The sequence below is a fragment of the Candidatus Glassbacteria bacterium genome, assembly GCA_019456185.1.
Lineage (GTDB): Bacteria > Gemmatimonadota > Glassbacteria > GWA2-58-10 > GWA2-58-10 > JAJRTS01.
Window position 1 is genome coordinate 24,047 of record VRUH01000006.1, and the last position, 26,163, is coordinate 50,209.

Genomic DNA, 26,163 nt, shown 5'->3' on the forward strand with positions numbered 1-26,163 from the left:
CAGTGTAGCGCCAGCGGCTGGAGCGAAGGGAGTGGTTGCCGCGGCCGTAGGTTGTCAGCGAGGGGCGCTCCCAGGCCGCCTGCGGGTTCTTCAGCAGCGGCAGCAGGCTGGCCCCCTCGTGGGCGGATACAGGATCGAGCCCGCAGAGCTCCACCAGGGTCGGGTAGATGTCCAGCAGGTTCACCGGCGCCGAGACGGATCTGCCGTTACCGGCCAGGCCCGGCGCCCGGATAACCAGGTTATTGCGGGTCGCTTCCTCCCACAGCGCGAATTTGCGCCAGTGCAGTTTCTCTCCCAGATGCCAGCCGTGGTCGGACCAGAGCACCACGACCGTGTTATCGCGGTACGGACCACGTTCCAGCGTATCGATCACCCGGCCCAGGCAATCGTCCGTGAAACTGATGCAGGCCAGGTAAGCGCGGACAGCCTCGCGCCACTGGGCATAGCCTGTAACCCGGGCGTGGTCGCCGCCAGGGCGGGCGATTCTGCGCGCGAAGTCCGGTACGTCCTCCAGGTCGTCGGCCCGGACCTCGGGCAGTTCGATACTCTCCAGCGGGTGCCTGTCGAAATACTCTCCCGGCACGTACCAGGGAAGGTGCGGCCGGAAAAAACCGCAGCCGATAAAGAACGGCGAGGAGTGCCTGCTTTCGAGGTGACCGATAATCCTGTCCGCCACCCGCCAGTCGCCCATCTTGCCTACCGGAACTTCAACCGGTCCCCAATCGAAATGGCGGGTATCGGGGATCCCGTTCAGCGGCCGTCCAGCGGGCAGCGGGTCCTCCGGCCTGATCTGTGTTTTCGAGGGCCAGTAATCGTCCCAGGCGTCCGGGTCCGGGCAGGCGCCGTGGTACAGCTTTCCGCTGGCCAGGGTCGTGTAGCCGTGGGACTTGAAATGCGCCGGGATCGTGACTGCACCGGCCAGCACCGGGCTGTCGGGCAGCGGCTCGTGGTTGGCGTAGACACCGGAGGTCGAGGGACGGATGCCGGTCATCAGGGCGGCGCGGGAGGGGTTGCAGAGCGGGGCGGCGCAGTGTGCGTTGGTGAACAGCACGCCCGCTGAAGCAAGCCGGTCGAGATTGGGAGTCAGCGCACCGGGATGGCCGCCCAGGCAGCCTGTCCAGTCATTGAGGTCATCGATCGCAATAAACAGCACGTTCAGCGGTTCTCGCCCCGCTCCCCCGGCGGCAGCCAGACCGCCGCCCAGGGCCAGCGACATACTTCCCAGTCCGGCCCGCCGCAGGAACTCGCGCCTGGTAGTCATCGCAACCTCCGTCTCCGGTTTCAATCCATGGTTGATTCAGCTGAAGTAATAACCAACATACCAGTTAAACGCAGATTGCGATATGATTATTACACTCGATAAAAAAACGCCCGTACCGGTTGGCGCGGGCGCTGCGATTCAACACCGCAGGTAACTTTTCGATCAGCATTTCGCCAGTTTCGTGATCCTGCCGCCGATAATCCACTCGACGATGTACAGGTTACCCCCGGCATCGACAGCCACGTCGTGCGGACTGTTGAACTTGCCCGCCTCGATCAGTTCAGCCGGCAGGTTGGGCCAGCCGTCGCGGTCCTTCGCTTCCTCGTTGCCGCCCAGATAGCAGACCAACTCGTCGTTCTCATCCAGAATCGCCAGGCGGCCATACAGCTCAGGGATAAGCAGCAGTTCGCCGCAGGTTTTGAAACCGCACGGACTGGTCAGGATATCGCTGCCAGTTGTCCGCTTGAATTTCCCGTCGAAATCTTAGACCTGGATCCGGTGGTTGCCCCGGTCGGCGATATAAAGCTCGGCCTCGCCGTTCCTGGTATCGGTCCAGACGGCGTGGGGGCAGTCGAACGCGCCGGCGGCACCTTCCCCGCCGTTGATACTGTCGAGATAATCCCCTGCGCTGTCGTAGCGATGGATACAGCTCGATCCGTAACCGTCGGTTACCCAGATATCGCCGTTGCCGCCGAAGCGTGTTTCGTTGACCGCCACCCAGGTGGGAGCGTAGTTGGCGGAATCGTAGACCGGGTGTTCCGGCTGTTCGAGATTGAGCAGTGTCCGGCCGTCGGGAGTGGTTTTCACCACCTCCCCGCTATCATGGTCGGTGAGCCAGAAGAATTCCTCCCCGTCCTCCTCAACCAGAGTCAGCCCGTGCGCGCCGGGGAAACGGTCGCCCCAGGAGCGCAGGAGGCTGCCGCCGCGGCCGAAAAACAAGACCGCCGGGTCTGCCTGGTTGAACACGATCACCTCGCCCGCCCGGTTGACCACCACTCCGTGGGTGCGTCCGTTCGCACGTCCGCTGCCATTCTTGGGAATCCTGGCCCAGTTTTCGATCCACTCGTAGCAATGCTCACCGCCACCGATTTTCATGGTCCCGCTCCAGTAGGATAATTGATTCTGCGTATGATTATCATTCGCCACAGATAGCAATTTAAGGAATCGGCGACTCTCTGCCAAGTCAACATAAATGCCCAACAGGTTGCCCATGCAAACCTGGCAACCGCCAGGCCGGTTATCTTAGTACCTTTTTCCACTTATCCGAAGATTCCAACTCACTCTTGACTCTTTATCAATATGCCTTATAATCAGATGTAGAGCAGTAATATACAACGCTTGATGAAGCTCGACGCCAAGGAATCCGCGCAAAAATATTCGCGGGAACACCTGAACATTGAGCATATCGAAGGGCGGCCCTTTGCAGGGGTTGTTCCTTTCAATTTCGGCAATCGGACAACTCTTGGCCGCGGTTTGACAGATCGCCGGAAACTCTATGCCGGCTCTTTAATCTCCTGATGCTGGATACTGAACGTATGACGCATTACAGGCACAGTCTGACTATCGATGCGCCCGCCGGCAGAGTTTACGATGCTCTGACCACGCCCGGAGGTCTGGCCGGCTGGTGGACTGAGGACTGCGATATTGCCCTGGCCGAGGGCGGAAAGTCGATTTTCAGGTTCGCTAAAACCTACAATGTCATGCTGATTGAAAAGCTGGTGCCGGTGAGCGTTGTAGTCTGGAAATGTATCGAGCAATACCACGATGCGTCCGGCCAGCTTTCCCGGCCGGACGAGTGGGTGGGCACGACTGTCCGCTTCGAGCTCAGCCCGGTCTCCGAGCGGCGGACAAAGCTCGATTTCGAGCACGTGGGCCTGGTAGCGCAACTGGACTGCTGGGAAATCTGCGAACGCGACTGGAACTTTTTCCTCGATGAAAGCCTCAAGCCGATGTGCGAAACCGGCACGGGCAAGCCCTTCATTCCTTCCTGAATCAATTCACCACAGGGTTGTCGTGCACGTTTCGGCCCCGGCAGTGCCAGATCCGCCGGCTTCGGTTCTGCGGGTGGTCCATATTCAGTTTCTGGTGCTGGGAGAAATAGCGCATTGTGTAGCCGGTGCGGCGGATATCCTAGGCTAGCGGTTGGCACCGATCTCGATCCGCTCCTGTTCGCTGGGGCAGGGTCTCCACCGGGGCGCGAGTTCCCGGCACAGCCGCCACATGGTAAGGATCAACTGTATCAAAGTAATTCGATTTTGATGCTCGCCTCAAATTGACAAGTGTGCAAGAAAAATAACTTGCGGCACCGAAAAAGTTCGATTACGCTTTAAACCGGCTGGATTTCTAGTTGCCTCTTATCCAGACATTAATCTCCTGCCCAATACCTTGCCCTCGACGGAGGTTGCCGCCGTGACCAGACAGATCATCCTGAGTTTCTCAGCCGCGCTGATTGCTCTGGCGCTAGCGCTCTCAGCCGTCTGCTCCCAGCAGAGCCAGGCCGGTAAAACCACGACTCCAAAAACAGTCACTGTCGCCCAGCAGGGCAAAGCCGACGTTACCGGCCGTGACAACTACGCCCTGCAGCGCGCCGCCGACATGCTCTCCCCGGGTGATACGCTCGAAATCGGTCCGGGTGAATACCTGATGGACAACGCGCTGGTCATCCCCGTCTCCGGCGTAACCGTCCGCGGCGTGCCGGGTCAGACCGTACTGAAGAAAAAGCGCGCGGTGATGAGCCTGATTATCGAGGGCGGCGACTGGGGCGAGGATGTGTTCATTGTCGGGGAGCCGGAAAAATTCTCTGTCGGGGTTGGCGTGGCGATCCTGGACGACCGCAACCGGCAGGGCTACAGCGTGGTGACGGCCACGATCGAGGATATCCGCGGGGATACGGTGTTCACCAGCGAGCGCTCGGTCAACGACCTGAACTACGTGGACGGAAACGCCCGGCTGGAAAGTACGTTCCCGCTGCTGGCCGGTTACGAGCTGAGCGATGTCCTGATCGAGGGTATCACCGCCGACGGGAACAAGGACCAGAACCCGTTCCGTCTCGACGGCTGTCGTGGCGGAGCGATCTACCTGTTCGACTGCAAGAACGTGACTATCCGCAACTGCGTCGCCCGCAACTACAACGGCGACGGAATCTCGTGGCAGATCACCGACCGGATCACGGTGGAATCCTGCGAATCCTTCGGGCACACCGGCCTGGGACTGCATCCCGGCACCGGCAGCACCAACTCGGTGATCACCGATTCCCACTCCCACCACAACGGGATTGTGGGCCTGTTTCTGTGCTATCGGGTCCGCCTGGGCGAGTTCAGGAACAACCTGTTCGAGCACAACGGCCGCTACGGCGTCTCGATCGGCCACAAGGACTCGGACAACTTTTTTGAGAACAACGTGATCCGCAACAACGGTTTCAGCGGGGTCTATTTCCGCAAGAACCCCGAGAGAGTGGGCGGGCATCGCAACGTGTTCAAAAACAACAAGATCCTGGACAACGGCAACGCGGAACGAGGCTATGGGGTCTATGTGGAGGCCGAGAACCAGGGCGAGGTGTTCGAGAATAACGTGATCGCCGAAACACGCACCGGCGGCGAGGCCACCCAGCGCTACGGGGTCTATATCGTAAGGGGCACCAGCTCGGTCACTGTCGGGGACAACGAGATGAAGGGCCACTCCGAGGCGGACTGCCACGACGAGAACTCGATGGCGCTGAACTAGCCGTAATCGAATACCGGCAAGTAAACAGGCCCGCCGGTTTCAGCGGGCCTGTTTAGTTTAACGATTTGAAAAGTTCTACTGCATCTCCCGGATCCGCAGTTCGATTCCCTCGGCTCCCTCCAGCAGTGACTGCAGCTTGCCGACCTCCGAGCTGCCATAGTGGTATGGATAGAAAACCTTCGGGCTGACAGCCCTGGCCGCCTCGGCCGCCATCTCGACCGTCATCGTGTATGGCAGGTTCAGCGGCAGGAAAGCGATATCGATATCACCCAGCTCGTTCATTTCAGGTACGTATTCCGTATCACCGGCGATATATACCCTGGTATCGCCGAACGTGACGACATAGCCGTTACCGTTGCCCTTGGGGTGGTATGGCTGGCCGTTGTCGCGCTTACTGATGATATTGTATGCCGGTACCGCCTCGATCTTCAGTCCCATCACCGTTGCGGACTCACCGTTTTTCATCACCACCGCGCCCTCCAGTCTGCCCGCCGAGCTGCCGTTGGCAACTATCTCCGTTTCCGGTTTTCGCAGTTTCGCCACCGCCTCCGGGTCCAGGTGGTCGCCGTGCTCGTGGGTGATCAGGATCAGGTCCGCTTTGGGCAGGTCCGCATAGTCGGACTCGCGCAGAGTTGGGTCGGCGTGCACCACCAGCCCGCCGTACTCGAACATCAGCGTGCCGTGTCCGATAAACGTAATCAGCAGTTTTTCCGCACCTGTGCCGATAGTGTCCTTGTCGAATCCGGCGGCCTCCAGCCTGGCAACGCCGCACAGTACAAGCACAGTGAACAACGAGAAAATTATCCGGTTCAGCATCGTACCCTCCCCTGCCGGGTGAAAAATAGCGGAACAGCCCCCTACCCTATTGCCCCGGGGCTTTCTTTTCAAAGATGGAATAGACCACCGGTACCAGCACCAGGGTGATCAGCGTGGAGCTGATCAGCCCGCCGATCACCGCCCTGGCCAGCGGCACCTGCGTCTCCGCGCCCTCGCCGATCCCGAACGCCAGCGGGGTCAGGCCCAGGATCGTTGTCGCCGCGGTCATCAGGATCGGGCGCAGGCGGCGGCGGCCGGCCTCCTCGATCGCCTCGACCAGTCCCAGCCCGTCGCGGCGGCGCAGCAGGTTGGTGTGGTCCACCAGCAGGATCGCGTTGTTGACCACGATTCCGCCGAGCATGATACAGCCGATAAACGACTGCACGTTGAACGTGGTGCCGGTCAGGAACAGCATCAGGATCACACCCACCGCGGCCATCGGCACGGAGAACATCACCACGAACGGGTCGCGCAGGGACTCGTACTGGCAGGCCATCACCATGTAGACCAGGATCAGCGCCAGGATAAAACTCAGCATCAGCTCTTTGAACGCCTTCTGCTGCTCCTCGTAGTCGCCGGCGAACACGATACTGAAATCTCGCGGGACCGGCACGGACTCCAGCCGCTCGCGGATATCATCGATTATCGAGCCCATGTCCCGTCCGCTGATATTGGCGCTGATCAGGGCGATCCGCTCCTGGTCCTTGCGCTCGATCAGCACCGGGCCGGTCCGCGGCCGGACAGAGACCACGTTGCGCAGCACCACCTGGCGGCCGTCGCTGTTGGTCAGAGTCAGGTCCAGCACCTCGCCCAGTTCCATCGACTCGGCGTTCTGCATCCGGACCAGGATCCGGAACTCATCGCCGCCCTCGTGGAAATAACCGGCCGAGGAGCCGGAGAGCACAGTCTGCAGCGTATTGGCGATCTGCGAGACCGACAGTTTCATGTCCGCGGCCTTCTGCCGGTCGACAATGACAAGTTCTTCGGGCACGCCCAGTTCGCGGCTGATCTGCGCGTCGGTAACTCCCCGCACGCCCTCGATAATCTTCTTGACCCTCAGGGTCAGCTCGTTGGAAATCTCCAGATCGTGGCCGCGAATCTCCACCTGGACCCGTTCGGTGCCGCCGCTGATAATTCTGAACAGGAACAGGCCCTGGCCCTCGCGGGTACGGATCGTGACCCCCGGGATATTCGCCAGTTTCTCCCTGAGCACGGCGGCGATCTCCTCGCTGGAGCGGCTCCGCTCGAACTGGGACACCAGCGCAACCCGCATGCGGCCCGTGTGCGAACCCTCCACCCGGTAGCCGCTGCCGCCGATACTGGTGACCACGTTCTTTAGTTCAGGTACGTTCTCCCGCACTATCCGTTCGACTTCCTCGAACTTCTCATCCATCACTTCGACCCTGATGCCCACGTCCATCTCGGCGTCCACCCGCACCTCGCCCTCATCGGCCTTGGGCATGAACTCCACGCCGATCAGCGGCACCAGGGCGAAACTGACCGCCAGGGCGCCGGCCGTAACCAGGATCACCATCAGGCGATGGTTCAGGGCGTAGTGCAGCAGGGTTTTGTATTTACTTTCCAGCTCTGCCAGCACGCCGGAACTGAAAGATGCAAACCTGTCGAACCAGCCGGTGGATTTTTGCTCATCCCGGCTGTACATGCCCAGGATTTTCGCCGACAACATCGGCACAATGGTCACCGCCACGGCCAACGAACAGAGCAGCGAAAAGCTGACCACCAGCGACAACTGCTTGAACATCACCCCGCTCATCCCGCGTACGAACACCAGCGGCAGGAACACGGCCAGCGTGGTCAGCGTACTGGCGATAATCGCTGCGGTCACCTCGGCGCTGCCCTCGACAGCCGCCTCCACCCGGCTCATTCCCGACTCCCGCAGACGGTAAATATTCTCCAGCACCACAATCGAGTTGTCGACCAGCAGCCCGATTCCCAGCGCCAGCCCGCCGATAGTCATGATATTCAGGGTGAAACCGCCGAAATAAATCAGCGCGAACGTGGCGATAATCGAGACCGGGATCGCGGTGGCGATCACGATGGTGCTGCGGAAGCTGCGCAGGAAGAACAGCAGGACAATGATGGCCAGGATGCCGCCGTACATCGCCATCGAACCGACATTTGAGATCGACTTGGTGATATATTCGCTGGTGTCGATAATGGGCGTGATCTTGATCTGCGGGATTTCCTCGTTCAGCCGCTCGATTTCCTCCAGCACGCCGCGCGCTACCTCGACTGTGTTTGTGCCGGACTGCTTGCGCACCCCCAGACGGACGCCGTTCTTGCCGTTTACCCTCACGATCCGGGTGACGCGTTCCCAGGAATCTTCCACGCTGGCGATTTCGGCCAGCCGCACCGAAGCGCCATCGCGGAGGACGATTATCGTGTTACGGATCTGGTCGATATCGGTGAAATGTCCCGGAGTGCGGATTGTGACCTCGTACTGGCCGCGGTCGATTGTGCCGGAGGGCATATTGATATTCTCCGCCCGCAGCCTCCTCAATATCAGGCTCACGGGGATACCCAGCGCCTTGACCTTGTCGGCGTAGAGGTTGACATGGATTTCCCGTTTCAGGCCGCCCCAGATATCCAGTGCGGCCACGCCCGGCATGCGCTCGATCCGGTACTTGATCCGGTCCTCGATAATCTGGCGCATCTGCACGGGATCGAGATTACTCGACGCTCCCAGGATCAGGACCGGGAAACTGGCCAGGTCGAATTTGCGCAGGGTGGGACGGTCGGCGTCCTCGGGGAGCTGATCGACAATCCGGTCCAGGCGGTCGCGGATGTCGTTGGCCCCGGCGTCGATATCAACGCCCCAGGTGAAAGTCACCCGCACGCGGGTGCGCCCCTCGGATGAAATAGATGTCACCTCTTCCACGCCCGGCACCGAGCCCACGGCTTCCTCGATCGGGCGGGTGATCAGCTCCTCCATCTCCTCGGCGCTGGCGTTTTTGTACTCGGAAAAAACTGTCAGGGTGGGGTAGGTGATTTCGGGCATCAGGTCGATAGGCAGGCGGAAAAAAGCCACTCCGCCGATCAGGATAACGATCAGCGTTACCATCGTGGTGAAAATCGGCCGGCGGACCGCATGACCGGACAGTTTCACTCTCCATCCTCCCCCAGCTTGATCGGCGCGCCGTCTTCGAGCAGATGGTGGCCCAGTTGAACCACCTGGCCCGAAATAGAGGGTTCGATTATTTCCGTCATGGCGCCGGTGGTAATCCCGACTTTGACCGGAACGAACTCGACCGTCATCTGCTGAGTATCGGCCAGGAACAGGCCCTGGTCGCCGTCGCGACGAGCCAGGGCCGCGGCCGGCACGACAGTGGCGTTCTCGTGCACGCCGAATGTCATCACCACCCGCACGAACATACCCGGCTTGAGCAGGTTGTCCGGGTTCGGGACCTCGATCTCGGTCCGGGCCTGCCGGGAGGATTCCTCCAGGCGCGGGGCAATCCTCACGACCTTGCCGGTGAACACCTTGTCCGGGTAAGCGTCGGTGGTGATCGTGGCCTGCATTCCGGTACGCACTTTCGAGTAGTCGCGCTCGATAACGTGAATCACAGCCAGCAGCGTGCTGATATCGAGGATCGAGACGATCGGCGTGTTCGGAGTCAGCATCGAGCCCTCGTAGCGGAAACGCTGACCAATCACCCGCTTGCCGCCGCCCTGCTCGCTGGCTTCCCAAGTGGCCCTGACCCGCGTATACGACAACCGCACCTCCGCTTCCTGCAACTGGGCCTCCCTCTGGTCCACCTGGGCCAGGGCGACCTCGTAACGGGCTTTCTGGGCCACAAACCGGTCGCTGGCGATATCGTGGTCTACCTCGGCGGCGATATCCTTGTCGAACAGCGTCCTGACCCGCTCCAGCTCCCGGCGCGACACCGCCCTCGAGCTGCGGGCCTCCTCGAGCGAGGCTTTGCTCACCTCAAGCTCCGCCCTGGCCCTGTCGGCCTGCAGCGCGTACTCGTCGTCGTCCAGCACGGCGATCAACTGGTTGTACTCCACCTCATCGCCGATATCGACCAGTACGTTTTCCAGCCGGCCGCCGATTTTCGAGGCGGCGATAAACTGGGAGCGCGGCAGCAGGGAACCGGTGAAATTACCGATATCCTCGATTGCTTTCCGCTCCACCGGCACAAGCGCGACTGTTACCGCCGGACGCTCGTCCGCCGCCCCGGCTCCTGAACTGAGTATCGCCTCGTAAATCCTCCAGCCACCTACAAGCAGAATAAGTGCCGCAATTAATACCGCCGTTTTTTTCATCGACTGCATCCCTTGCGTTGATCCAATACCGGTTAATGACCTGAATAATAAGAAATTTCCGCCCTAACAGCCGAGAATAGTTAAGCTAACAGGGATAGTTTCCTCTGGAAATGAAAATCAAACATGGGAAAGGTATCATTATAATTAAGTGAGCTACAGGGCCGCCATTATTCCGTTCTCCGTACTACAGAGCGAAATATCATACTCTCTCAATCTTGATTATTCTTTCGTTCTGTTGTATCCTTGCTGAGTTTCGATTTCCGCCAAATACAACCTGCCAAATGCTTTGAAACTGATAATCCGGCGCGATTGCCAGGCAGACGGCGACAGCGGACAGACTGATCTCCATCAAGAGCAGGTACAGGTCCCTCGGAGAGATAATGGCGATATTTTATCGAATTGCGTCCGGTGTCAGAAATTTCCTCGGCGGCAGGCAACAGCAGTTGGCCGGCATGTTGATCGGCGCGTCGGTTGTACTGCTTGCCTTCGCCGGGCTGCGCTACACTTCCAGCGACAGTTTCTGCGTTTCCTGCCACGTCCATCCCGGCGCCGACTCCACCTGGACACTTTCGACCCATTATAAAAACGAAAGCGGAGTCATCGTCCACTGCTACGAGTGCCACCTTCCCCCCCCGGGCCTGTACCACCTGAGCGAAAAAGCAAGGATGGGGCTGCGCGACGCGTTCAGCACGGTTTTCCGGGACACGGACAAGATCGACTGGGAGGAGCGCTCGGCGTTGTACAACGCTCACACTTACACCTATGACAGCTCCTGCCTCAGCTGCCATGCCGATCTCTACAGCGTCGGCCTGACCGACAAGGGCGTGGAAGCCCACAAGCATTACGAAAGCCAGCCGGACAAGCTTTACTGTATCAACTGCCATAAAACCGTGGGCCATTTCCACGAGGCAGCATTGATTGCCGAATCGGATTCGGCCCCGGGACAGAGACCGGCCCGGCGAGTGGAGACAGGCTCCGAGCTGGCTGGCTACAGCGAGACAATCCCCGGCACGGACGTGACTTTCGAGATGGTGGCGATCCCGGGCGGCCCGTTCATGATGGGCAGCCCGGATGATGAACCGCTGCGCGACCAGGACGAGGGCCCCGTGCAGGAAGTGGCTCTCAGTCCGTTCTGGATCGGCGAGACCGAGGTAACATGGAACGAGTTCCGCGCCTATTTCGACGAGACCTCGCAGCCGGCGCGCAAAGACACGCTCTCCGACCACGTGGCCGACACCAGCTACGTGGACACCCGCACAGGTCCCACGCCCAAATACGGCTCCCCGGATATCGGCGGCTGGGAGTCGGCCTACTCGATGACCCATCACGCGGCCACCGAATACTGCAAGTGGCTTTCGGAGAAAACCGGCAGGGAATACAGGCTGCCCACCGAGGCTGAATGGGAGTACTGCGCCAGGGCGGGCACGCAAACCCCGTATTTCTTCGCGGGCGACCCGGCTAAAATGAGCGCCAGGCCCCTGCTCAATCGGATCTTCGGTACGGAGGACGGAGAGCTGGCGCGGTTCGTGTTTTTCCGGCGCAACAGCGGCGGCCAGGTGACAAACCCCTACACCAACGAACCCAACCCGTGGGGCCTGTACAACATGCTGGGCAACGTCAAGGAGTTCTGCCGCGATTTCTACGCAGCCGACGCCTACTTCCGCGCTTACGAGGGTGCGCCGGGACTGTCCTCCGGCCCGTTAGTCGACCCCGCCGGACCGCCGACCGGCAGCGAGCACGTGGTGCGCGGCGGCTCCTACCTCAGCGACCCGGCCGATTTCCGCTCGGCCAGCAGGGGACGTACCGCTCACGACGCCTGGCTGTTAACCGACCCGCACAAACCGAAAAGCAAGTGGTGGTATTCCGACTGCATGGAAGTGGGCTTCCGCGTGGTCAGGGAGCCGGATGAGAGCGAGGCCGTGATCTCCGCCGGCGGAACGGAGTAATACTTTAACACTTTCGCAATCTCACTTTGTTTGCTATATTATTAGTAGACACTGATTTGAAATCTCGCAGGCCCTTTTCCATATATTCCGGAGGCGTGCCATGTCCGAGAAACTGAACCGCAGGAATTTCCTTTCCAAAGCCGCATTGGGCGCTACCGGGGCAGGCATGTTCCTCAGCTGCGAGGAGCGGAACCTGGCCGAAAAGCAGGGCGACATGCCCAAAGAACCGCCGATCAAGGGCCTGCAGACCGGTAAGATCGGCAACGTGACCTTGAGCCGGCTGATGTGCGGCGGCAACCTGGTCAGTGGTTTCGCCCACGCCCGCGACCTGATCTACGCCTCGAACCTGATCAAGGCCTACCACACCGACGAGAAAGTGCTCGAGACTGTCCAGCTCTGCGAGGAGAACGGGATCAATACGGTGATTTTCCGTTGTGACGATCAGATTGTGGGGCTGATGAACAAGTACTGGAAAGAGCGCGGCGGCAAGATCCAGTGGCTGGCCCAGACCTATCCAAAGCTCGGCGACCTGACCAGCAACATCCAGATTGCGATCGACAACGGAGCCATCGGCGCGTTCGTGATGGGCGGGATAGCCGATAAGCTGGTGGCCGACGGCAAGGTGGACGTGCTGGGCGAGATCAACGGCTTCATCAAGCAGAACGGGCTGATCTCGGGGTTCGCCGGACATGCGCTCGAGGTGCCGATGGAGGTCGAGAAGGCCGGGATCGACAACGATTTCTACATGAAGACCTTGCACCATCACGGCTACTGGTCGGCCATTCCCGAGGAGAAACACGACAACCTGTGGTCCAACACTCCCGAGGAAACAGCCGAGTTCATGAAAAGTGTCGAGAAGCCGTGGATTGCCTACAAGGTGCTGGCCGCCGGGTCGATCCATCCACGCGAGGGCTTCCGCTACGCGTTCGAGCACGGGGCCGATTTCCTCTGCGTCGGCATGTTCGACTTCCAGGTCCGCGAGGACGTGATCGTGACCAAGAGTATCCTCTCCAAGGATATCACCCGGGACAGGCCCTGGCGGGCATAGATCGATTTAAGCTGACTCTTTGGCCGTAAGCTAAAAAGGGGCCGCCCGTTTGCACCGGCGGCCCCTTTACTGTAACAGGCTGTTATCATTTTTCCGACCATCTACTTCAGCTCTTTCAGCAACTCCAGCAGGAATCTCCAGGTATTCCCCAGGGACGGGATGTTCAGCCGCTCGTCGGGTGAGTGCGGGTTCTGGATTGTCGGTCCCAGCGAGATCATGTCCATCTCCGGGTAGATTTTCCCGATCACCGCGCATTCCAGACCGGCGTGGATAATCTCGAACTCCGGCTCCCTGCCGTAAAGACCGCTATAAACTTCCCTGCATTTGCCGATCAGCGGCGATTGCAGATTCGCCGGCCAGGATGGGTACTCGCTGCCGAACTTACACTGAGCGCCGGCCAGGGCGGCAATCGAGGTAATCGCCGAGGAAACCATCTCGATCCGGCTCATTACCGAACTGCGCTGACTGGTCAGGATGTGCAGTTTCCCCTCACGCAGCCCCACCACCGCGAAACTGTTCGAGGTCTCAACCTCCCCCTCCACATCGGCCGACATCTCGATAACCCCGTGGGGCAAGGCGTTCATCAGGTTTGCGACCCTGGACGAATCCTCGACACTCAGCGCACCGGCGGTTGCGATTTCCTGCCGCGCGGCTTCGATTGCAACGCCCCTGTCGCTGGCGGCAAACTCTGCCCTCGCAGCCTGCTCGAAAGCGGAGACAGCTTTTTCCAGCTTTCCGCCCTGGCCCGCTGCGCAGGCAATAACGGCCTCCGCCTCGCGGGGGATAGCGTTGTGCGCGGTCCCGCCCTCGATCGAGACCAGCCGCAGCGAGACGTGCCGACCGGCCTGACAGAGCGCCCGGCCCAGCAGTTTGTTGGCGCAGGCCCTGTGTTTGTCGATATCCACTCCGGAATGCCCGCCGAGCAGTCCGCTCACCGTAATCCGGTAAACCTCCTCAGTATCAGCCAGCGGCGCCGCGGGAGACTCCAGCGTGATCACTGTTTCTCTGCCGCCCGAACAGCCGATCGTAAAGACGCCCTCATCCTCGGAATCCAGGTTCAGCATGATCCGCCCGTTCACAAATTCGGCCTCCAGCCGGGCCGCCCCGGTCAGTCCCTGCTCCTCGTCAACCGTGATCAGCAGTTCCAGCGGCGGGTGCGGGATATCGCTTCGTCCGGCCAGCGCCAGTCCCATCGCAATCGCGATCCCGTTGTCCGCGCCCAGGGTAGTCCTGTCGGCGGTCAGCCAGTCGCCATCGATTATCGAGCGGACCGGGTCCCTGGAGAAATCATGGTCCGAATCAGGGGTTTTCTCGCAGACCATGTCCATATGGCCCTGCAGCACAACTGTGGGCGCGTCCTCGCAGCCCGCGGAGCCGGGGATCTCGATTACCACATTGCCCAGCTTATCGGCCCGGGTGGTCAGCCCCGCGTTTTTGCCCCACTCCTGCAGCCACTGCGAGATTCGTTCCTCCTGTTTCGACTCCCGGGGTACGGCGTTGATCCGCTCGAAAAGTTCAAGTATCACTTTTACGTCCTGATCCATCAATCACCTCTCTCGTTATTGATCTTCCGAACCGAAATTACGCGTGCAGTGAAATTAGCGCATCGGAAGCCGGTTGAAAAGGTTCTGTGCATCCGGTTAACCGGCGGCCGGCCGGGTGCCCAATAACCTTGTCATTCTGCCGGAACCGGGGAATATTTGAGTGTCAATCCAGAGTAGAGTTATTGAATTTGGCCGTGAGGAGAGAAAATGCCGGATCAGCTTAAACGACGGGACTTCATCAAACTTTCCACGGCGTCGGTCGCCGGTATGGCGCTCACCCAGGCGGCGAAACCCGGCAATACTCTCGCCGCCGACAAGCCGGTCCGGCTTGGATTTGTCGGGGTCGGCGACAGGGGTTCCTGGCACCTCGATTGCGCACTCGGGATCGAGGGCGTGGAGGTCCCGGCCATCTGCGACATCAAGGACCACTACCTCCACCGCGCCAGGCGCTGGATCGAGGAATCGGGCCGGCCCGCGCCGCGGCTCTACGGCAAGACCAAGACCGACTGGCAACGGCTGTGCGAGGAAGAAGACCTGGACTGCGTGATCTGCTGCACCTCCTGGGAATGGCACCAGCCGGTCTGCGTGGGCGCCCAGAAAAACGGCAAGCACGCGGTCAGCGAAGTGCCGATCGTACAGAGAGTGGACGAGGCCTGGGAGCTGGTGGAGACCTGGGAGAGCACGGGCAAGTGGGCCACGATCGGGCTGGAGGGTTTCTCCTCGCTGGCCGTGCTGAACATGGTGCAGAAAGGCATGTTCGGAGATATCATCCATGCCGAGGCCGGCTACGTCCATGACCTGCGGCTGGTGAAATTCGACCCGGAGCGCGAACCCTGGCGGCTCCAGCACTCGATCGAGCGCAACGGCAACCTTTATCCCGACCACCCGATGAACCGGATCATGCCCTGCCTGGGTATCAACCACGGCGACCGGTTTGAATACCTGGTGTCGATGAGTTCCGGGTCGCAGATGCTCAATGAATACGCCGCCCAGTACTATGGCGAGGACCATCCCCTGGCCACCCGGAAAATGGCCCAGGGCGACTATAACTGCACCCTGCTGCGTACGGTCGGCGGCAAAATGGTGACCCTCAATTTCGACACTAACACTCCCCACCCCCGCGGCTTCTTCCGCCTCCAGGGCTCGAAAGGCGTGTTTATCGCCGGGGCCGGAATCGGTGATGTCGGCCGCGGGGCGCTGATCTATCTCGATGGGGTCTCGCCCGAGGCGCACAGCTGGGAAAAGGCCGACAAGTACATGGAAGAGCACGCACACCCGGTGGTGAAAAACTATCACCCGCCGGAGCGGAGCCAGGCCGTACGCGGCCACGGAGGCAATGTGCGGCGGACACCGATCACCTGGCACCGCCTGGTGCGGGCGCTGCGCGAAGACCGGATGCCCGATTGGGACGTGTACGATTCAGTCACCAGCAGCGCGATCTCGCCATTGACCGAGATATCCGTGGCCGGGCGCAGCTCACAGGTGGAGTTCCCCGATTTCACCAGAGGCAAATGGGAAACCGCCGGTCCCTGGGAATTCAGTTGACCTTCCGGGAAATTATTAGAAGCTGTTTCATAACTGGAGTTTTATTTCAAACTTTCGCCCATTGGCAGGTAATCCCAAAAACACAACCCCCTGTTTCCCCCTTTTCTAAGGGGGACTAAAACCGGATAACCTCAGCCACCGTGCAAAAAAGCCTGAGACCGGACAGGCACCCCTCTCGAGAGGGGTGCCTGCACAAGCAGGCGGGGTGTGTATTCCCCTTAACAAAGGGGGTGCCTGCGAAGCAAGCGGGGGTTGTCCCGTTTTAAGATTATGAAACAACTTATAGCAAAAACGAACGCGGCCATGACCCGTAACGAGTCATGGCCGCATTTTTATGTTTATCCCGATCATGGACACAGTCTTCACAGGATTATCAACAATCAACCGAATACGCCGGTTCCCATCATTAAAACACCAATAATCACGAATGCAACCACGATCACTAATGTGATATCTTCGCGCTTCATCGCCCCTTATACTCCCCTCTGCTCTGGTGTCCGGTTAAATTTCCTTGACGACAGTCATTTGTTCACTGGTAGCCCGCTCTATCTGCCCGTCGGTGACTGTGGCCATCTCGGCCTTGAAACACAGCGCCCACATCATCACGATACCCAGTACGAACCAGGTGATCTGCCACGACCACAGCGCCGGGAAACCGGCGAACGAAAAAGCGTCGTTGCCAACTATGCAGGCCGGCCCGATAGCGAACATGAACCACAGCGGCACTACCACTTTCATCGCCTTGCGCCACTTGCGTCCCGTGGGACTCGGCCTGTCCAGATTGTCCAGCCACTTTCTGACTTCCCGCTGGCGCTCTTTGGTTTCCCGGTCGTCCCTGATCCCCACCCCGCGGCACAGGTATGCAACCAGCAGGCCGATACCGGTGCCCCAGGCGGCGGAATGAATCGTGAGCGGGTACTTGAAGACTCCGTAGGTCAGGAACACCGCGATCATACCGGCCAGCACACCCAGGGTCGTGCCGATCGCCGGCCATCTGAAACCCCACAGACTGCCCATCAGGGGGACATACATCACGAAGCCGAACGCCGTGGCCAGCCCGCCCAGCATCACGATCGCCGCAGTGGAGGTCATCCCGATCGCAAGCGCCGCCACAGTCAGCAGGGTGGTGAAAAGCCGGTTCATCCAGATCTGCTCGGAGTGGCTGCCCTGTTGCTTTCGTACATAGCGCCACCAGAAATCCCGCAGGAGAATCGACCCGCCGGTTCCGATATACGGCGCTGCGGTGGAGTGCATGGATGCTATCGCCCCGATAAAGACCAAGCCCAGCATGACCGGCGGCAGAAAATTTTTCATCAGCAGGGGCACCACGTCCTTATCGGTAGCAAGGCCCACAAAGTCCGGGTGACCGGAGTTCTGCAGCAGGATCGCTCCCAGGCCCTGGAAGGCGGTGAAGAAAAACAGGGCGCAGCCCACGACGAAAGTGGACATGAATACCTGCTGCCAGGCGAACGGCCTAGGGTCCTTGTTGGCGAACTGCCACATCGTGAACGCGGGCGAGGCCTGGATACCCATCAGGGAGAACATGTAGGTCAGGATCATCAACGCGGTCCAGTTGGTTTCTCCCACGGTGAAATCCATAATCGAGGGTACTTCCAGGTACTTCCGTTCAAGCTTACAGATTTCCGCCGCGAACTCGGTCCAGCCGCCGAAATAGGCCAGGACGTAAACGCCAAGGATTACGATGCCGCCCACCAGCAGGATAAACTGGACTACGCCCACCCAGGTGCTGGCCCGCAGTCCGCCGGTGACCACGTAGAACCAGACCACGAACGCCAGGAAAATCGCACCGTAGGACTCCGGGAAACCGGTTACCCAGTGAAACAGCGCCCCGGCCGCCATCAACTGGATAGCCGAATAGAACAGGGCGTACAGGACTGCCGTAATCACCACCAGCCAGCGCAGGGCCTCGTTGTTGTAATAGTAGGCGTACATGTCGCCCGGGGTGATAAACCCGTAGCGCTTACCCATCATCCAGGCTCGCTTGGCGAAAAACGCGCCGGTTATCGGGATGGTCAGCACGTAGAAGGAAGCGAATGCGTAAGCGAGACCGTACTTCCAGATCAAACCCGGGTGGCCGATCGTGGTCCAACCGCTGAACGAGGCGGCCGAGGCGGCCAGCAGAAACGCGAGAAACGGGATCGCCCTGCCGCCGATCGTAAAATCCGATGACGTTTTTTCAGCCTTGTAACCCTTTAATCCCCAATAGAAACAGTAGATGATGTAAGTTCCCAACATCAGGTACACCCAGGTTACTCCACTCATCAAGCCTCCTGTCCGTCATCAGGGTATGAAAACTCCGAATTACTGTTCAGCAGCCGCCGGTGCGCGCTTGGTAACCGGCCTGCGCGGGTATGCGACAAAATTCTCATACTGAGAATTATAATTATTATTAAACTAAAACTAAACCATCTGCTTGATCCGCGCAACTTGCTTTTTCGGGCGTATCGCAGACGAAAAAAAGGCCGCCTGAATCGGCGGCCCCACATTTCACTCTCACTTTTATCCGTATTCCGCTCACAATAAAATCATGATTTCAGCCAGCGGTCGTACCAGTCGAAAGCCTTCTCCAGAGGACGGTCAATCCTTACTCCGCAGGGTTACGCGGATAATCTCCCCCGGCCGCCAGAGACGCATGCGCGGGCCCCAGGTACCAGCGCCCCGGCTGACAATAACAGTCATCCCGTCCACCTCATGCTGTCCGCCCAGAAACGGATACTCCTGCATCACCAGGTAGCCGAACGGCCAGACCTGCCCGCCGTGCGTGTGGCCGGCAAGCATCAGGTCCGCCCCCTGCGCAACCGCCGCGGCGAACCTGGCCGGCGCGTGGGATAGATAGACAGTCGCCCCGGGAGGACGGTCGGTCAGAGCCCGGGTTACCGGGTCGCCATCCTGTCCTCGGCGCCTGCGGGACCCGAGATAATCGACACCCGCCAGCACGAAACCCGGGCTGATCTCGATCCACTCGTTGCGCAGCACCCGGATACCGGCGTCGCTGTAGGAGGCGATACTCCGGGCGCTACTGCCGTAGAACTCGTGATTACCCAGCACGGCCCAGACGCCCAGCGGCGCCTCGAATCTGCGCAGGGCCGGCACCATCTCGCTCTGGGGCGTACCGTGACCCTCGAATATATCTCCCAGCATGATGATGAGGTCCGGCTGCATGGCGTTGATCTGGTCCACCCGGGCCTGGAGCCACCGCTTGCCGATCAGCGTGCCCAGGTGCATGTCCGACACACCGACCAGTACTGTCCCGTCCAGCCGCTCGGGCAGTTCCGCCAGCCGGACCTCATAGTCTCTTACGACCGGCGTGCGCATTGCCTGGAAAAACGCGAGAGCGGACATCAGCGCCCCGGCCAGCAGGGCTGCTCCGCGTAAAGCAGGCGCGTACTTTTTCAACAGGAAACCGAATCCGGTCACCAGATCGGCCGCCAGTACGCAGATCGACGTCAGGAACAGCACGGCGGTCCAGTTCATCGTGAACATCTCGAGAATCAAGGCCAGCGCGCCGGTGCTGTCGTGACGGTACATGCGACCGCAGTAGAAAATTATCCATAACAGGATACCTGTCCCGATCAGCAGCTTGCGGGAAATTATCCGCTCGATAAATGGAACCGTGGCGGCCCGCCAGAATACGTAGGCATGCATCAGGCTGACAGCGGTAGTCAGAACTGCTCCGAACATTCAATCCCCTTGCCGCGTTTTTCCACAAACCATATTGCAGCTTAACATGTCAGATCACCGAATTGTCCAAACTCGAATCCAATCTGAACGGAACTGCTCCGATTATTACTCAATAATGAGTAAAACCCGCGCACGGATAACTCAAGTGCCAGCATTCAAGCCGAAAGTTCGCGGGAAAGTTTCAGTTTGCCCACCGCCGTGTTCGACGCCGCCGGGGCGAGAGGGTTTTTCAGCTGCCGATAACCCCGGCGCGCGTCCGCGAGGCCCTGAAAGCCCAGTGACCGGTTGGATGAAATCTGATTTGGAGTGATAAAAAAAAGGCCTGCCGGTTTCGGCAGGCTTTTTTTCAAGATGACAGGCTAGTTTACCTTCTGCCAGTCGTGACTCTCCACATCGAAAACAAATTTCACTTTTACTTCGTCCGGAATGTAGCACTTCTTGTCATCGCAGGCCTGATAGCCGAACGTACCCTCGATTACGAGGTTTTCGATTGACGGAGCGTTATCCTGATCGCTGACACGCAGGTTTTTCTGGGTGCCGATCACGACTTCCTGCATGAAGCGGAATGAGCCGGAATAGGACGCCAACTCCTCGTCCAGCGCCTCCATTCTGATAATCTCCGCCTCGGGAAAGCGTGTTTCGAGACCCTTGTAGTACCGGGACTCTTTCAACTGCCAGGAAACCGGGATATATCCGCCTTCCACCTCCGGCGCATAGACATGCATCCTGTCTTTGAGGTGCACGTCGAAAATCAGCGTGATATGGTTGCCGGCACGGACCTCTGTCTGGCTGGCCCGGTATTCCAGGGTGAACGCGTTGGTTTCGAGCCTGCCCACCGGGATGTCGGGAGACCAGCCGAACTGCTGTATCAGCACTGATTCCTGGGTCACCCGCTCCCAGTAATTCTCCAGGAAAATCTTCTGTTGAACGACCTGGTCCGGACCGACAAGATACTGGCCTGGATGGGCGATCCCGTAGTTGCGATGATCTTTCGGAATGGTCTGGTTGATAATCCCGAACGCGTCGATCACTTCGTAGCCCGGATCGGCCAGCAGCGGAACCGCGATATTCTTCCGCGTGGCGAACTTGTTCAGTATCTCCGGTGTGTCCCGGCTGATCGCGCAGATTCCGAGACCCCGTTTCCGATATTCATCTTTAAGGTTTTCGAGCTCCACGAGCTGCGTTTTGCAGTAGCCTCACCAGTCCGCCGAACGGTAGAACAGGATCAGCAGACCGTTCGGCCCCGCCAGTGAACCAAAATCCTGTATCCTGCCGTTCTGGTCGGGCAGGCTGAATGACGGTATTTTATCACCGACTTCCGGGCCAGACTGGCTTGCGCTGTCCTGGGCGTACAATGCGCCTCCATCCTCAGAGCATATCGCAGCCGATGCCGCAAACAGCAATATCAGCATTGGCAGAAAGAACAAAGCGGCTTTTCTCATGGCTCTCCTCTCAGCGATTGGTCCAGTACCGGATTCCGTAACTGCATCTGTGTTGTCGAGCCAAATTAAGCTTTTTCCGCTTGCTGTGCAACACCATGCTTTGCGGGAAAAATTGGCGGGAGCGCGTGAGAATCGAACTCACCGCGGACAGTATTAGTGCCCGCCACCGGATTTGAAGTCCGGGAGGCACACCAGTTACCCATCCGCCCCCGCATATCCATCTTCGCTCGCCGGCTGGAAGTCTTATTTGACCACGGCGATTCTCCCGGGATTCTCAGCGCTGACCCGGCCGATTACGGCAGCCTCGCGGTCTCCTTCCCGGTGCAGGGCCGCCAGCAACTCCTCGGCGGTCTCGGGCGCGATAGAGATCAGCAGGCCGCCGGAGGTCTGGGCGTCGAAAAAGATCATCCGCTCGTGCTCGCTCACATCCGGGCTGAAACTGACCACGCTCTCGAGAAATTCCTTGTTTTTGGACGTCCCGCCGGAGATAAACCCCGACTGCATGGTCCGGGCCAGCGCTTCCGGCAGATACGGTATCGCCCCGGCGTCCAGAGTCAGCCCCACTCCGCTGCCCCTGGCGACCTCGTGGGCGTGGCCCAGCAGGCCGAACCCGCTAACATCCGTGGCCGCGTGGGCCCCGAACGACACCATCAGCTCCGAGGCCGTCCTGTTCAAGCGGACCATAATCGAGGTGATCCGCCCGATCTCTTCATCGGTGAGCTTGCCGGCTTTCAGCGCCGTGGTCATGATTCCCATGCCGAGCGGCTTGGTCAGGATCAGCGTGTCGCCGGGACGGGCGGTGGAGTTGCGGACAAATTTCTGCGGGTGGACCGTGCCGGTAAGCGCCAGGCCGAACTTCAGCTCCTCGTCCTTGATCGTGTGCCCGCCCACGATCGGGCAGCCGGCCTCGGCGGCTTTATCAGTGGCACCGCGGATTATCTCGGCGATTGTTTCCAGATCGACTTTCTTTTCCGAGAAGCCGACGATATTCAGCGCGGTAACAGGCTTGCCGCCCATGGCGTAGATGTCGCTGAGCGAATTGGCGGCCGCGATCTGGCCGTACTGGTAGGGATCATCGACCAGCGGCGTGATCACGTCCACCGTATTGACCAGGGCCAGCTCATCGCTCAGACGATACACTCCGCCGTCATCCGCGGTGCTGGTATCGACCAGCAGGTTCGGATCCGAGACAGGCGGCAGCATTTGCATCAGCTTGCTTAACTCCGTTAAGCTCAGCTTGGCCAGTCAACCGGCGCTGGCGACCAGCTCTGTCAGCCGCTTTCTTTTGTTCTTGTGGAACATCCGGTTTCTCCCCGATTGCTTCATTCGAATCGCCACAACCGGTTAAAGTGACAATGGCGGCAACCGTTACGTTTCTCTCAGCCGCCTGATATTTCCGCTGCGTTCGGTCAGACCGCGCTGGTCGAAATGAATCAGCAGCGGTGTTGCGTATTTACGCGAGCAGCCGATCTTCTCGCGGAATTCCGACACCCTAATCTCACCATTTTGCCGTAATAATTCAACCAGAACCTTTTCCGCCTTTTCCACGGCGCTGCGGTGGAAAATCACCCGCTTGTCCGCTTCCGGCATGATTTCAACCAGCCGGCCCATCTCGATCAGTCCCCGGACGATATCCGCTGCTCTCTGCTCGCCAAGCTCCTGAAACCGTCCGGCCACATCCCTCAGCGACGGGGTCGTGAAACCGGCCCGGCTGTAGAGATCCTCGATTCCGGCCGCAGGCTCCCTGTCCCGCACGCTGAATTCGACAGCGTGGCCCTCCAGCGCGATCGCCTCGCCCCGCAGCACAGCCTGACCGCTGGCCGTCAACATCCGCAGGACAACCTCCCAGGCCGCGGAATCGGCATTTTCCAGCAATTTACTTTTCAGCTCCGACTGCTTGATTCCGTTCAGATACGGGTTTTGTTCATGGAAACTTTCCAGATATTCAACCGCCCTGCGGCATACTTTTTCCAACTCCCCGGTCAGCATTACCGCTTTGACGGTTTTCCGCCCGAGTCCTGTCAGAACTCCCTCGCCCAGCAGCTGTTCCACGGTTTCGCGCACGCGGTTTTCCGGCAGAGCCAGTGCCCGGCTCAACTGTCCGGTTGTTTTCGGCGCCAGGGGCGTCGAGGCCAGGTGGTGCAGAATCAGCCGGTCGGCTCCGGCCTGCTCCAGCTCCTCGAGCTGCTGGATATCCCGCGCCCCCAGATATTTCAGTTTCTCGGGGTGCACCTCCAGGATCGTCCCGCCGCCGATCGTGACCGGAGGCGAGTAACTGCGGATGATAAACCTGTCGCCGGTATCGGCAGCCACCGGTTCCTCAAGCCTGAACTGCACCACAGTCGCCTCCCCCGGCGCAACCGCTTTCCCAACCAGCGGCACAACCCTGGCCAGCAGTTCCCGGCAGCCGAGGTGAAGCCTGATTCTGGTCCTGTTCTTCAGTGGCTGAGCGCTTTCGAGCAGGTACAGCCTGGCGTTGACCATACAGGTGGGCGAAAAATAACCGGGGCTGGCCAGCATGTCGCCGCGCTCGACCTCATCCCGCTCGACACCTGTCAGGTTGATCGCCGCACGCTGACCCACGCCGCTCTCGGCTACCTCCTCATTATGCACCTGAATTTTTCGCGCCCTGACCTCTCTGCCCCGCGGCAGCAGCTCCAGCCTGTCGCCGGCGCGCAGGCTGCCGGCCAGGACAGTGCCGGTGACAACATTGCCGATCCCCTTGAGGACAAACGATCTGTCGATCCAGTAACGGAAGATACCCTTGTCATCCCTGGCCGGGGCTTCGCGAATCTCCTGCTCCAGCACCGCCCGGAACTCCGCAATCCCCTCCCCTGTCCGGCTGGAGAGGCACACAACCGGCGCATCCTTGAGGAGCGTACCGGCCACGAACGCTGAGACTTCCTCTTTGACCAGCTCCAGCCAGTCCCGGTCGACGAGGTCGATCTTGGTCAGCGCAATAATCCCGCGACGGACATCCAGCAGGCGCAGGATGTCGAAATGCTCCCGGGTCTGGGACATGATCCCGTCATCGGCGGCGATTACCAGGATCACCGAATCGATAGTGGTAATGCCGGCCAGCATGTTTTTGATAAACTTCTCGTGCCCCGGCACATCGATTATGCTCACGTCGGGTCCGTAGAACACGTAACCCAGATCGATAGTCATGCCGCGCAGCTTTTCCTCCGGCAGCCTGTCCGCGTCGATATCAGTCAGGGCTTTGAGCAGCATGGTCTTGCCGTGGTCGATATGGCCGGCGGTGCCGATAATCGTGTGTTTCATCCGGGTGAATTCCTGCCTGGCCGGGCTGGGTGGTTGCCGTCAGCCGATTTCACGGGCTTGCTCCGGCAGTTTTTTAAGGCTCCGCCAACAAGCCCGGCGAGCGTATCCGTCTCGCGGGGATGGACCGTGCGCAGGTCCAGCAGGTAACGGTCCTCGGCAATCCGGCCGAATACGGGCGGATCGCCCAGCCGCAGACGGCGCGCAAGCTCGTCGGCGGAAACCCGCTCACCGCCGATAGCCACCAGACGGGTCGGGATTCCGCAGGCCGGCATCGCACCGCTGCCCATCTGCGATTCACCGTCGATTATCTCAAGCTTGATACTATCGCCTGCTTCCGGGCGCACAGCTTCGATAAACTTCTTTGCCCGTTGTTCCAGTTCCTCCACACCGGCGGCTGCCATCCGCAGGACGGGCAACTGATCGAACAGCACCTTCTCATCCAGGAAAAGTTTCAGGGTGGCCTCCAGCGCCGCGTAGACCATTTTATCGCAGCGCAGGGCGCGGCTGAGAGGGTTGTTTTTCAGCATGTCCACGTATTTTTTCCGGCCCACCGCGATACCGCACTGAGGACCACCGAGCAGCTTGTCTCCGCTGAAAGTGACCACGTCCGCGCCGTCGCGGATACTCTGAACGACCACGGGTTCCGGCGGCAAACCGTAGCCCGTGAAATCCAGCAGGCAGCCGCTGCCGATATCATGGACAAGCGGCAGAGTGCGGGAGTCGCAGAGCGGTTTCAATTCCGCAAGGGGGACCTCGCTGGTAAAACCCCTGATCCGGTAGTTACTGGGGTGGACTGTCTGCACCAGCGCCGTACGCTCGGCGATCGCTTTTTCATAGTCGGCGAGGTGGGTCCTGTTGGTGGTGCCGACCTCGATCATTTCCGCGCCGCTGAGGCGCATCACGTCCGGCATCCTGAACGATCCGCCGATCTCCACCAACTGGCCCCTGGAAACCAGCACCTCCCGCTGGTCGGCCAGCGTATTGAGCACCAGCAGGACCGCGGCGGCATTATTGTTGACCACGATCGCAGCCTCGGCGCCGGTCAGCAGGCGGAGCAGTTCCTCGACATGGGCATGACGGCTGCCGCGCCTGCCCGAGGCCACATCGATCTCCAGCGTGCAGTAATTCTCCACCGCCCGGGCCAGTGCATCCCTGGCCGTATCGGCCAACGGCGCCCTGCCCAGACCGGTATGCAGGATAATCCCGGTGGCATTGATCGCCGGGCCGAGACCGGGACGGGATTTAGCGCGAACCCGCCGGGCAACCTCGCACGCGACAGAGCCGGCGGACAGATCGATAGCAGCCGGCTGATCCGCAGGAGCCGCCAGGACCGTGTCGCGCAATTCCTGCAGGACTGCCTTGATTGTCTCTTTGACCAGCCGCTTGGGAAATTGCTCGCCGAGAAGCTGAATCACCGGGTTGGCGAGCATTCTCGTGGTGCTGACAATATCTTTCAGCATCAGCTTTCCGGCCGCTGAATCGTGTTCCATCCCCGCATTTCCTTTCCAGAGAGCCGCCACAAAAAAAGGCCGCCGGAACCGGCAGCCTTTGTCAGCCGATTATCGGA

General features: G+C 59.9%; 17 protein-coding genes, 1 tRNA gene and 1 pseudogene (1 of these 19 running past the window's edge). 5 read left to right on the top strand and 14 right to left on the bottom strand.

All coding sequences use genetic code 11. The features are described 5' to 3' along the window. From FVQ81_03665 to FVQ81_03675, 3 genes and pseudogenes are all read right to left on the bottom strand, one after another. Positions 1 to 1,261, bottom strand: a pseudogene (locus FVQ81_03665) (sulfatase) (it extends 140 nt beyond the left edge of the window). Positions 1,262 to 1,423: 162 nt separating this feature from the next. Further along, entirely contained in the window at positions 1,424 to 1,609 is a 186-nt protein-coding gene (locus FVQ81_03670) for a hypothetical protein (protein ID MBW7995671.1), read from the bottom strand. Positions 1,610 to 1,744: 135 nt separating this feature from the next. Then, entirely contained in the window at positions 1,745 to 2,356 is a 612-nt protein-coding gene (locus tag FVQ81_03675; GenBank protein ID MBW7995672.1) for a hypothetical protein, read from the bottom strand. 422 nt (positions 2,357 to 2,778) lie between these two features. Here FVQ81_03675 and FVQ81_03680 point away from each other — a divergent pair, with 422 nt between their 5' ends. After that, the gene (locus FVQ81_03680) at positions 2,779 to 3,252 is read left to right on the top strand and encodes an SRPBCC domain-containing protein (protein ID MBW7995673.1); all 474 of its coding nucleotides are present in this window, start codon (positions 2,779 to 2,781) and stop codon (positions 3,250 to 3,252) included. A 418-nt stretch (positions 3,253 to 3,670) separates the two neighbouring features. Next, positions 3,671 to 4,984 (top strand): hypothetical protein, encoded by a 1,314-nt coding sequence (locus tag FVQ81_03685; protein ID MBW7995674.1) that lies wholly within the window; start codon positions 3,671 to 3,673, stop codon positions 4,982 to 4,984. A gap of 75 nt (positions 4,985 to 5,059) precedes the next feature. On the opposite strand, the gene FVQ81_03690 is transcribed toward FVQ81_03685, so the two are convergent. Genes FVQ81_03690 through FVQ81_03700 form a run of 3 tightly spaced genes read right to left on the bottom strand, consistent with a single transcriptional unit; the run spans position 5,060 to position 10,096 of the window. After that, positions 5,060 to 5,800 (bottom strand): MBL fold metallo-hydrolase, encoded by a 741-nt coding sequence (locus tag FVQ81_03690; protein MBW7995675.1) that lies wholly within the window; start codon positions 5,798 to 5,800, stop codon positions 5,060 to 5,062. A 46-nt stretch (positions 5,801 to 5,846) separates the two neighbouring features. Continuing rightward, on the bottom strand, positions 5,847 to 8,927 hold the full coding sequence (locus tag FVQ81_03695; GenBank protein MBW7995676.1) for an efflux RND transporter permease subunit: 3,081 nt from the start codon (positions 8,925 to 8,927) through the stop codon (positions 5,847 to 5,849). Further along, positions 8,924 to 10,096, bottom strand: a complete 1,173-nt coding sequence (locus FVQ81_03700; GenBank protein ID MBW7995677.1) for an efflux RND transporter periplasmic adaptor subunit — start codon at positions 10,094 to 10,096, stop codon at positions 8,924 to 8,926. The genes FVQ81_03695 and FVQ81_03700 overlap by 4 nt, the downstream gene beginning before the upstream one ends. 371 nt (positions 10,097 to 10,467) lie before the next feature. Between FVQ81_03700 and FVQ81_03705 the strand changes: the two genes are divergently transcribed. Both FVQ81_03705 and FVQ81_03710 read left to right on the top strand, forming a co-directional pair. Beyond that, positions 10,468 to 12,033 carry an SUMF1/EgtB/PvdO family nonheme iron enzyme gene (locus tag FVQ81_03705; GenBank protein ID MBW7995678.1) on the top strand — a complete coding sequence of 522 codons (1,566 nt, stop codon included), beginning with the start codon at positions 10,468 to 10,470 and terminating at the stop codon, positions 12,031 to 12,033. Between the two features lie 100 nt (positions 12,034 to 12,133). Then, positions 12,134 to 13,081 (top strand): hypothetical protein, encoded by a 948-nt coding sequence (locus tag FVQ81_03710; GenBank protein ID MBW7995679.1) that lies wholly within the window; start codon positions 12,134 to 12,136, stop codon positions 13,079 to 13,081. A gap of 101 nt (positions 13,082 to 13,182) precedes the next feature. Here FVQ81_03710 and FVQ81_03715 read toward each other — a convergent pair whose 3' ends face one another. Beyond that, positions 13,183 to 14,625 (bottom strand): aminoacyl-histidine dipeptidase, encoded by a 1,443-nt coding sequence (locus FVQ81_03715; GenBank protein ID MBW7995680.1) that lies wholly within the window; start codon positions 14,623 to 14,625, stop codon positions 13,183 to 13,185. A gap of 207 nt (positions 14,626 to 14,832) precedes the next feature. On the opposite strand from FVQ81_03715, the gene FVQ81_03720 reads away from it, so the two are divergent. Next, positions 14,833 to 16,170 (top strand): hypothetical protein, encoded by a 1,338-nt coding sequence (locus FVQ81_03720; protein MBW7995681.1) that lies wholly within the window; start codon positions 14,833 to 14,835, stop codon positions 16,168 to 16,170. Between the two features lie 501 nt (positions 16,171 to 16,671). Here the strand turns inward: FVQ81_03720 and FVQ81_03725 are convergent. The 7 genes from FVQ81_03725 to FVQ81_03755 all read right to left on the bottom strand — a co-directional run bounded on the left by FVQ81_03725 (position 16,672) and on the right by FVQ81_03755 (position 26,056). Beyond that, complete coding sequence (locus tag FVQ81_03725) at positions 16,672 to 18,453, bottom strand: sodium:solute symporter family protein (protein MBW7995682.1); 1,782 nt, start codon at positions 18,451 to 18,453, stop codon at positions 16,672 to 16,674. A gap of 315 nt (positions 18,454 to 18,768) precedes the next feature. Beyond that, the gene (locus FVQ81_03730) at positions 18,769 to 19,872 is read right to left on the bottom strand and encodes a metallophosphoesterase (protein ID MBW7995683.1); all 1,104 of its coding nucleotides are present in this window, start codon (positions 19,870 to 19,872) and stop codon (positions 18,769 to 18,771) included. Positions 19,873 to 20,231: 359 nt separating this feature from the next. Continuing rightward, complete coding sequence (locus FVQ81_03735) at positions 20,232 to 21,047, bottom strand: peroxiredoxin family protein (protein ID MBW7995684.1); 816 nt, start codon at positions 21,045 to 21,047, stop codon at positions 20,232 to 20,234. Positions 21,048 to 21,427: 380 nt separating this feature from the next. Next, a tRNA-Sec gene (locus FVQ81_03740) sits at positions 21,428 to 21,525 on the bottom strand. Positions 21,526 to 21,557: 32 nt separating this feature from the next. Beyond that, complete coding sequence (gene selD, locus FVQ81_03745) at positions 21,558 to 22,523, bottom strand: selenide, water dikinase SelD (GenBank protein ID MBW7995685.1); 966 nt, start codon at positions 22,521 to 22,523, stop codon at positions 21,558 to 21,560. Between the two features lie 159 nt (positions 22,524 to 22,682). After that, positions 22,683 to 24,596 carry a selenocysteine-specific translation elongation factor gene (gene selB / locus FVQ81_03750; GenBank protein MBW7995686.1) on the bottom strand — a complete coding sequence of 638 codons (1,914 nt, stop codon included), beginning with the start codon at positions 24,594 to 24,596 and terminating at the stop codon, positions 22,683 to 22,685. After that, the gene (locus tag FVQ81_03755) at positions 24,593 to 26,056 is read right to left on the bottom strand and encodes an L-seryl-tRNA(Sec) selenium transferase (GenBank protein MBW7995687.1); all 1,464 of its coding nucleotides are present in this window, start codon (positions 26,054 to 26,056) and stop codon (positions 24,593 to 24,595) included. Before FVQ81_03755 ends, selB begins: the two co-directional genes overlap by 4 nt. Positions 26,057 to 26,163 lie beyond the last annotated feature (107 nt).

Coding starts and splice junctions, on each gene's coding strand:
- FVQ81_03675 (MBW7995672.1), bottom strand. CDS start 2,356: ATGAAAATCGGTGGCGGTGAGCATTGCTACGAGTGGATCGAAAACTGG.
- FVQ81_03680 (MBW7995673.1), top strand. CDS start 2,779: ATGCTGGATACTGAACGTATGACGCATTACAGGCACAGTCTGACTATC.
- FVQ81_03690 (MBW7995675.1), bottom strand. CDS start 5,800: ATGCTGAACCGGATAATTTTCTCGTTGTTCACTGTGCTTGTACTGTGC.
- FVQ81_03700 (MBW7995677.1), bottom strand. CDS start 10,096: ATGCAGTCGATGAAAAAAACGGCGGTATTAATTGCGGCACTTATTCTG.
- FVQ81_03705 (MBW7995678.1), top strand. CDS start 10,468: ATGGCGATATTTTATCGAATTGCGTCCGGTGTCAGAAATTTCCTCGGC.
- FVQ81_03710 (MBW7995679.1), top strand. CDS start 12,134: ATGTCCGAGAAACTGAACCGCAGGAATTTCCTTTCCAAAGCCGCATTG.
- FVQ81_03715 (MBW7995680.1), bottom strand. CDS start 14,625: ATGGATCAGGACGTAAAAGTGATACTTGAACTTTTCGAGCGGATCAAC.
- FVQ81_03720 (MBW7995681.1), top strand. CDS start 14,833: ATGCCGGATCAGCTTAAACGACGGGACTTCATCAAACTTTCCACGGCG.
- FVQ81_03725 (MBW7995682.1), bottom strand. CDS start 18,453: ATGAGTGGAGTAACCTGGGTGTACCTGATGTTGGGAACTTACATCATC.
- FVQ81_03730 (MBW7995683.1), bottom strand. CDS start 19,872: ATGTTCGGAGCAGTTCTGACTACCGCTGTCAGCCTGATGCATGCCTAC.
- selD (MBW7995685.1), bottom strand. CDS start 22,523: ATGCAAATGCTGCCGCCTGTCTCGGATCCGAACCTGCTGGTCGATACC.
- selB (MBW7995686.1), bottom strand. CDS start 24,596: ATGAAACACACGATTATCGGCACCGCCGGCCATATCGACCACGGCAAG.
- FVQ81_03755 (MBW7995687.1), bottom strand. CDS start 26,056: ATGCTGAAAGATATTGTCAGCACCACGAGAATGCTCGCCAACCCGGTG.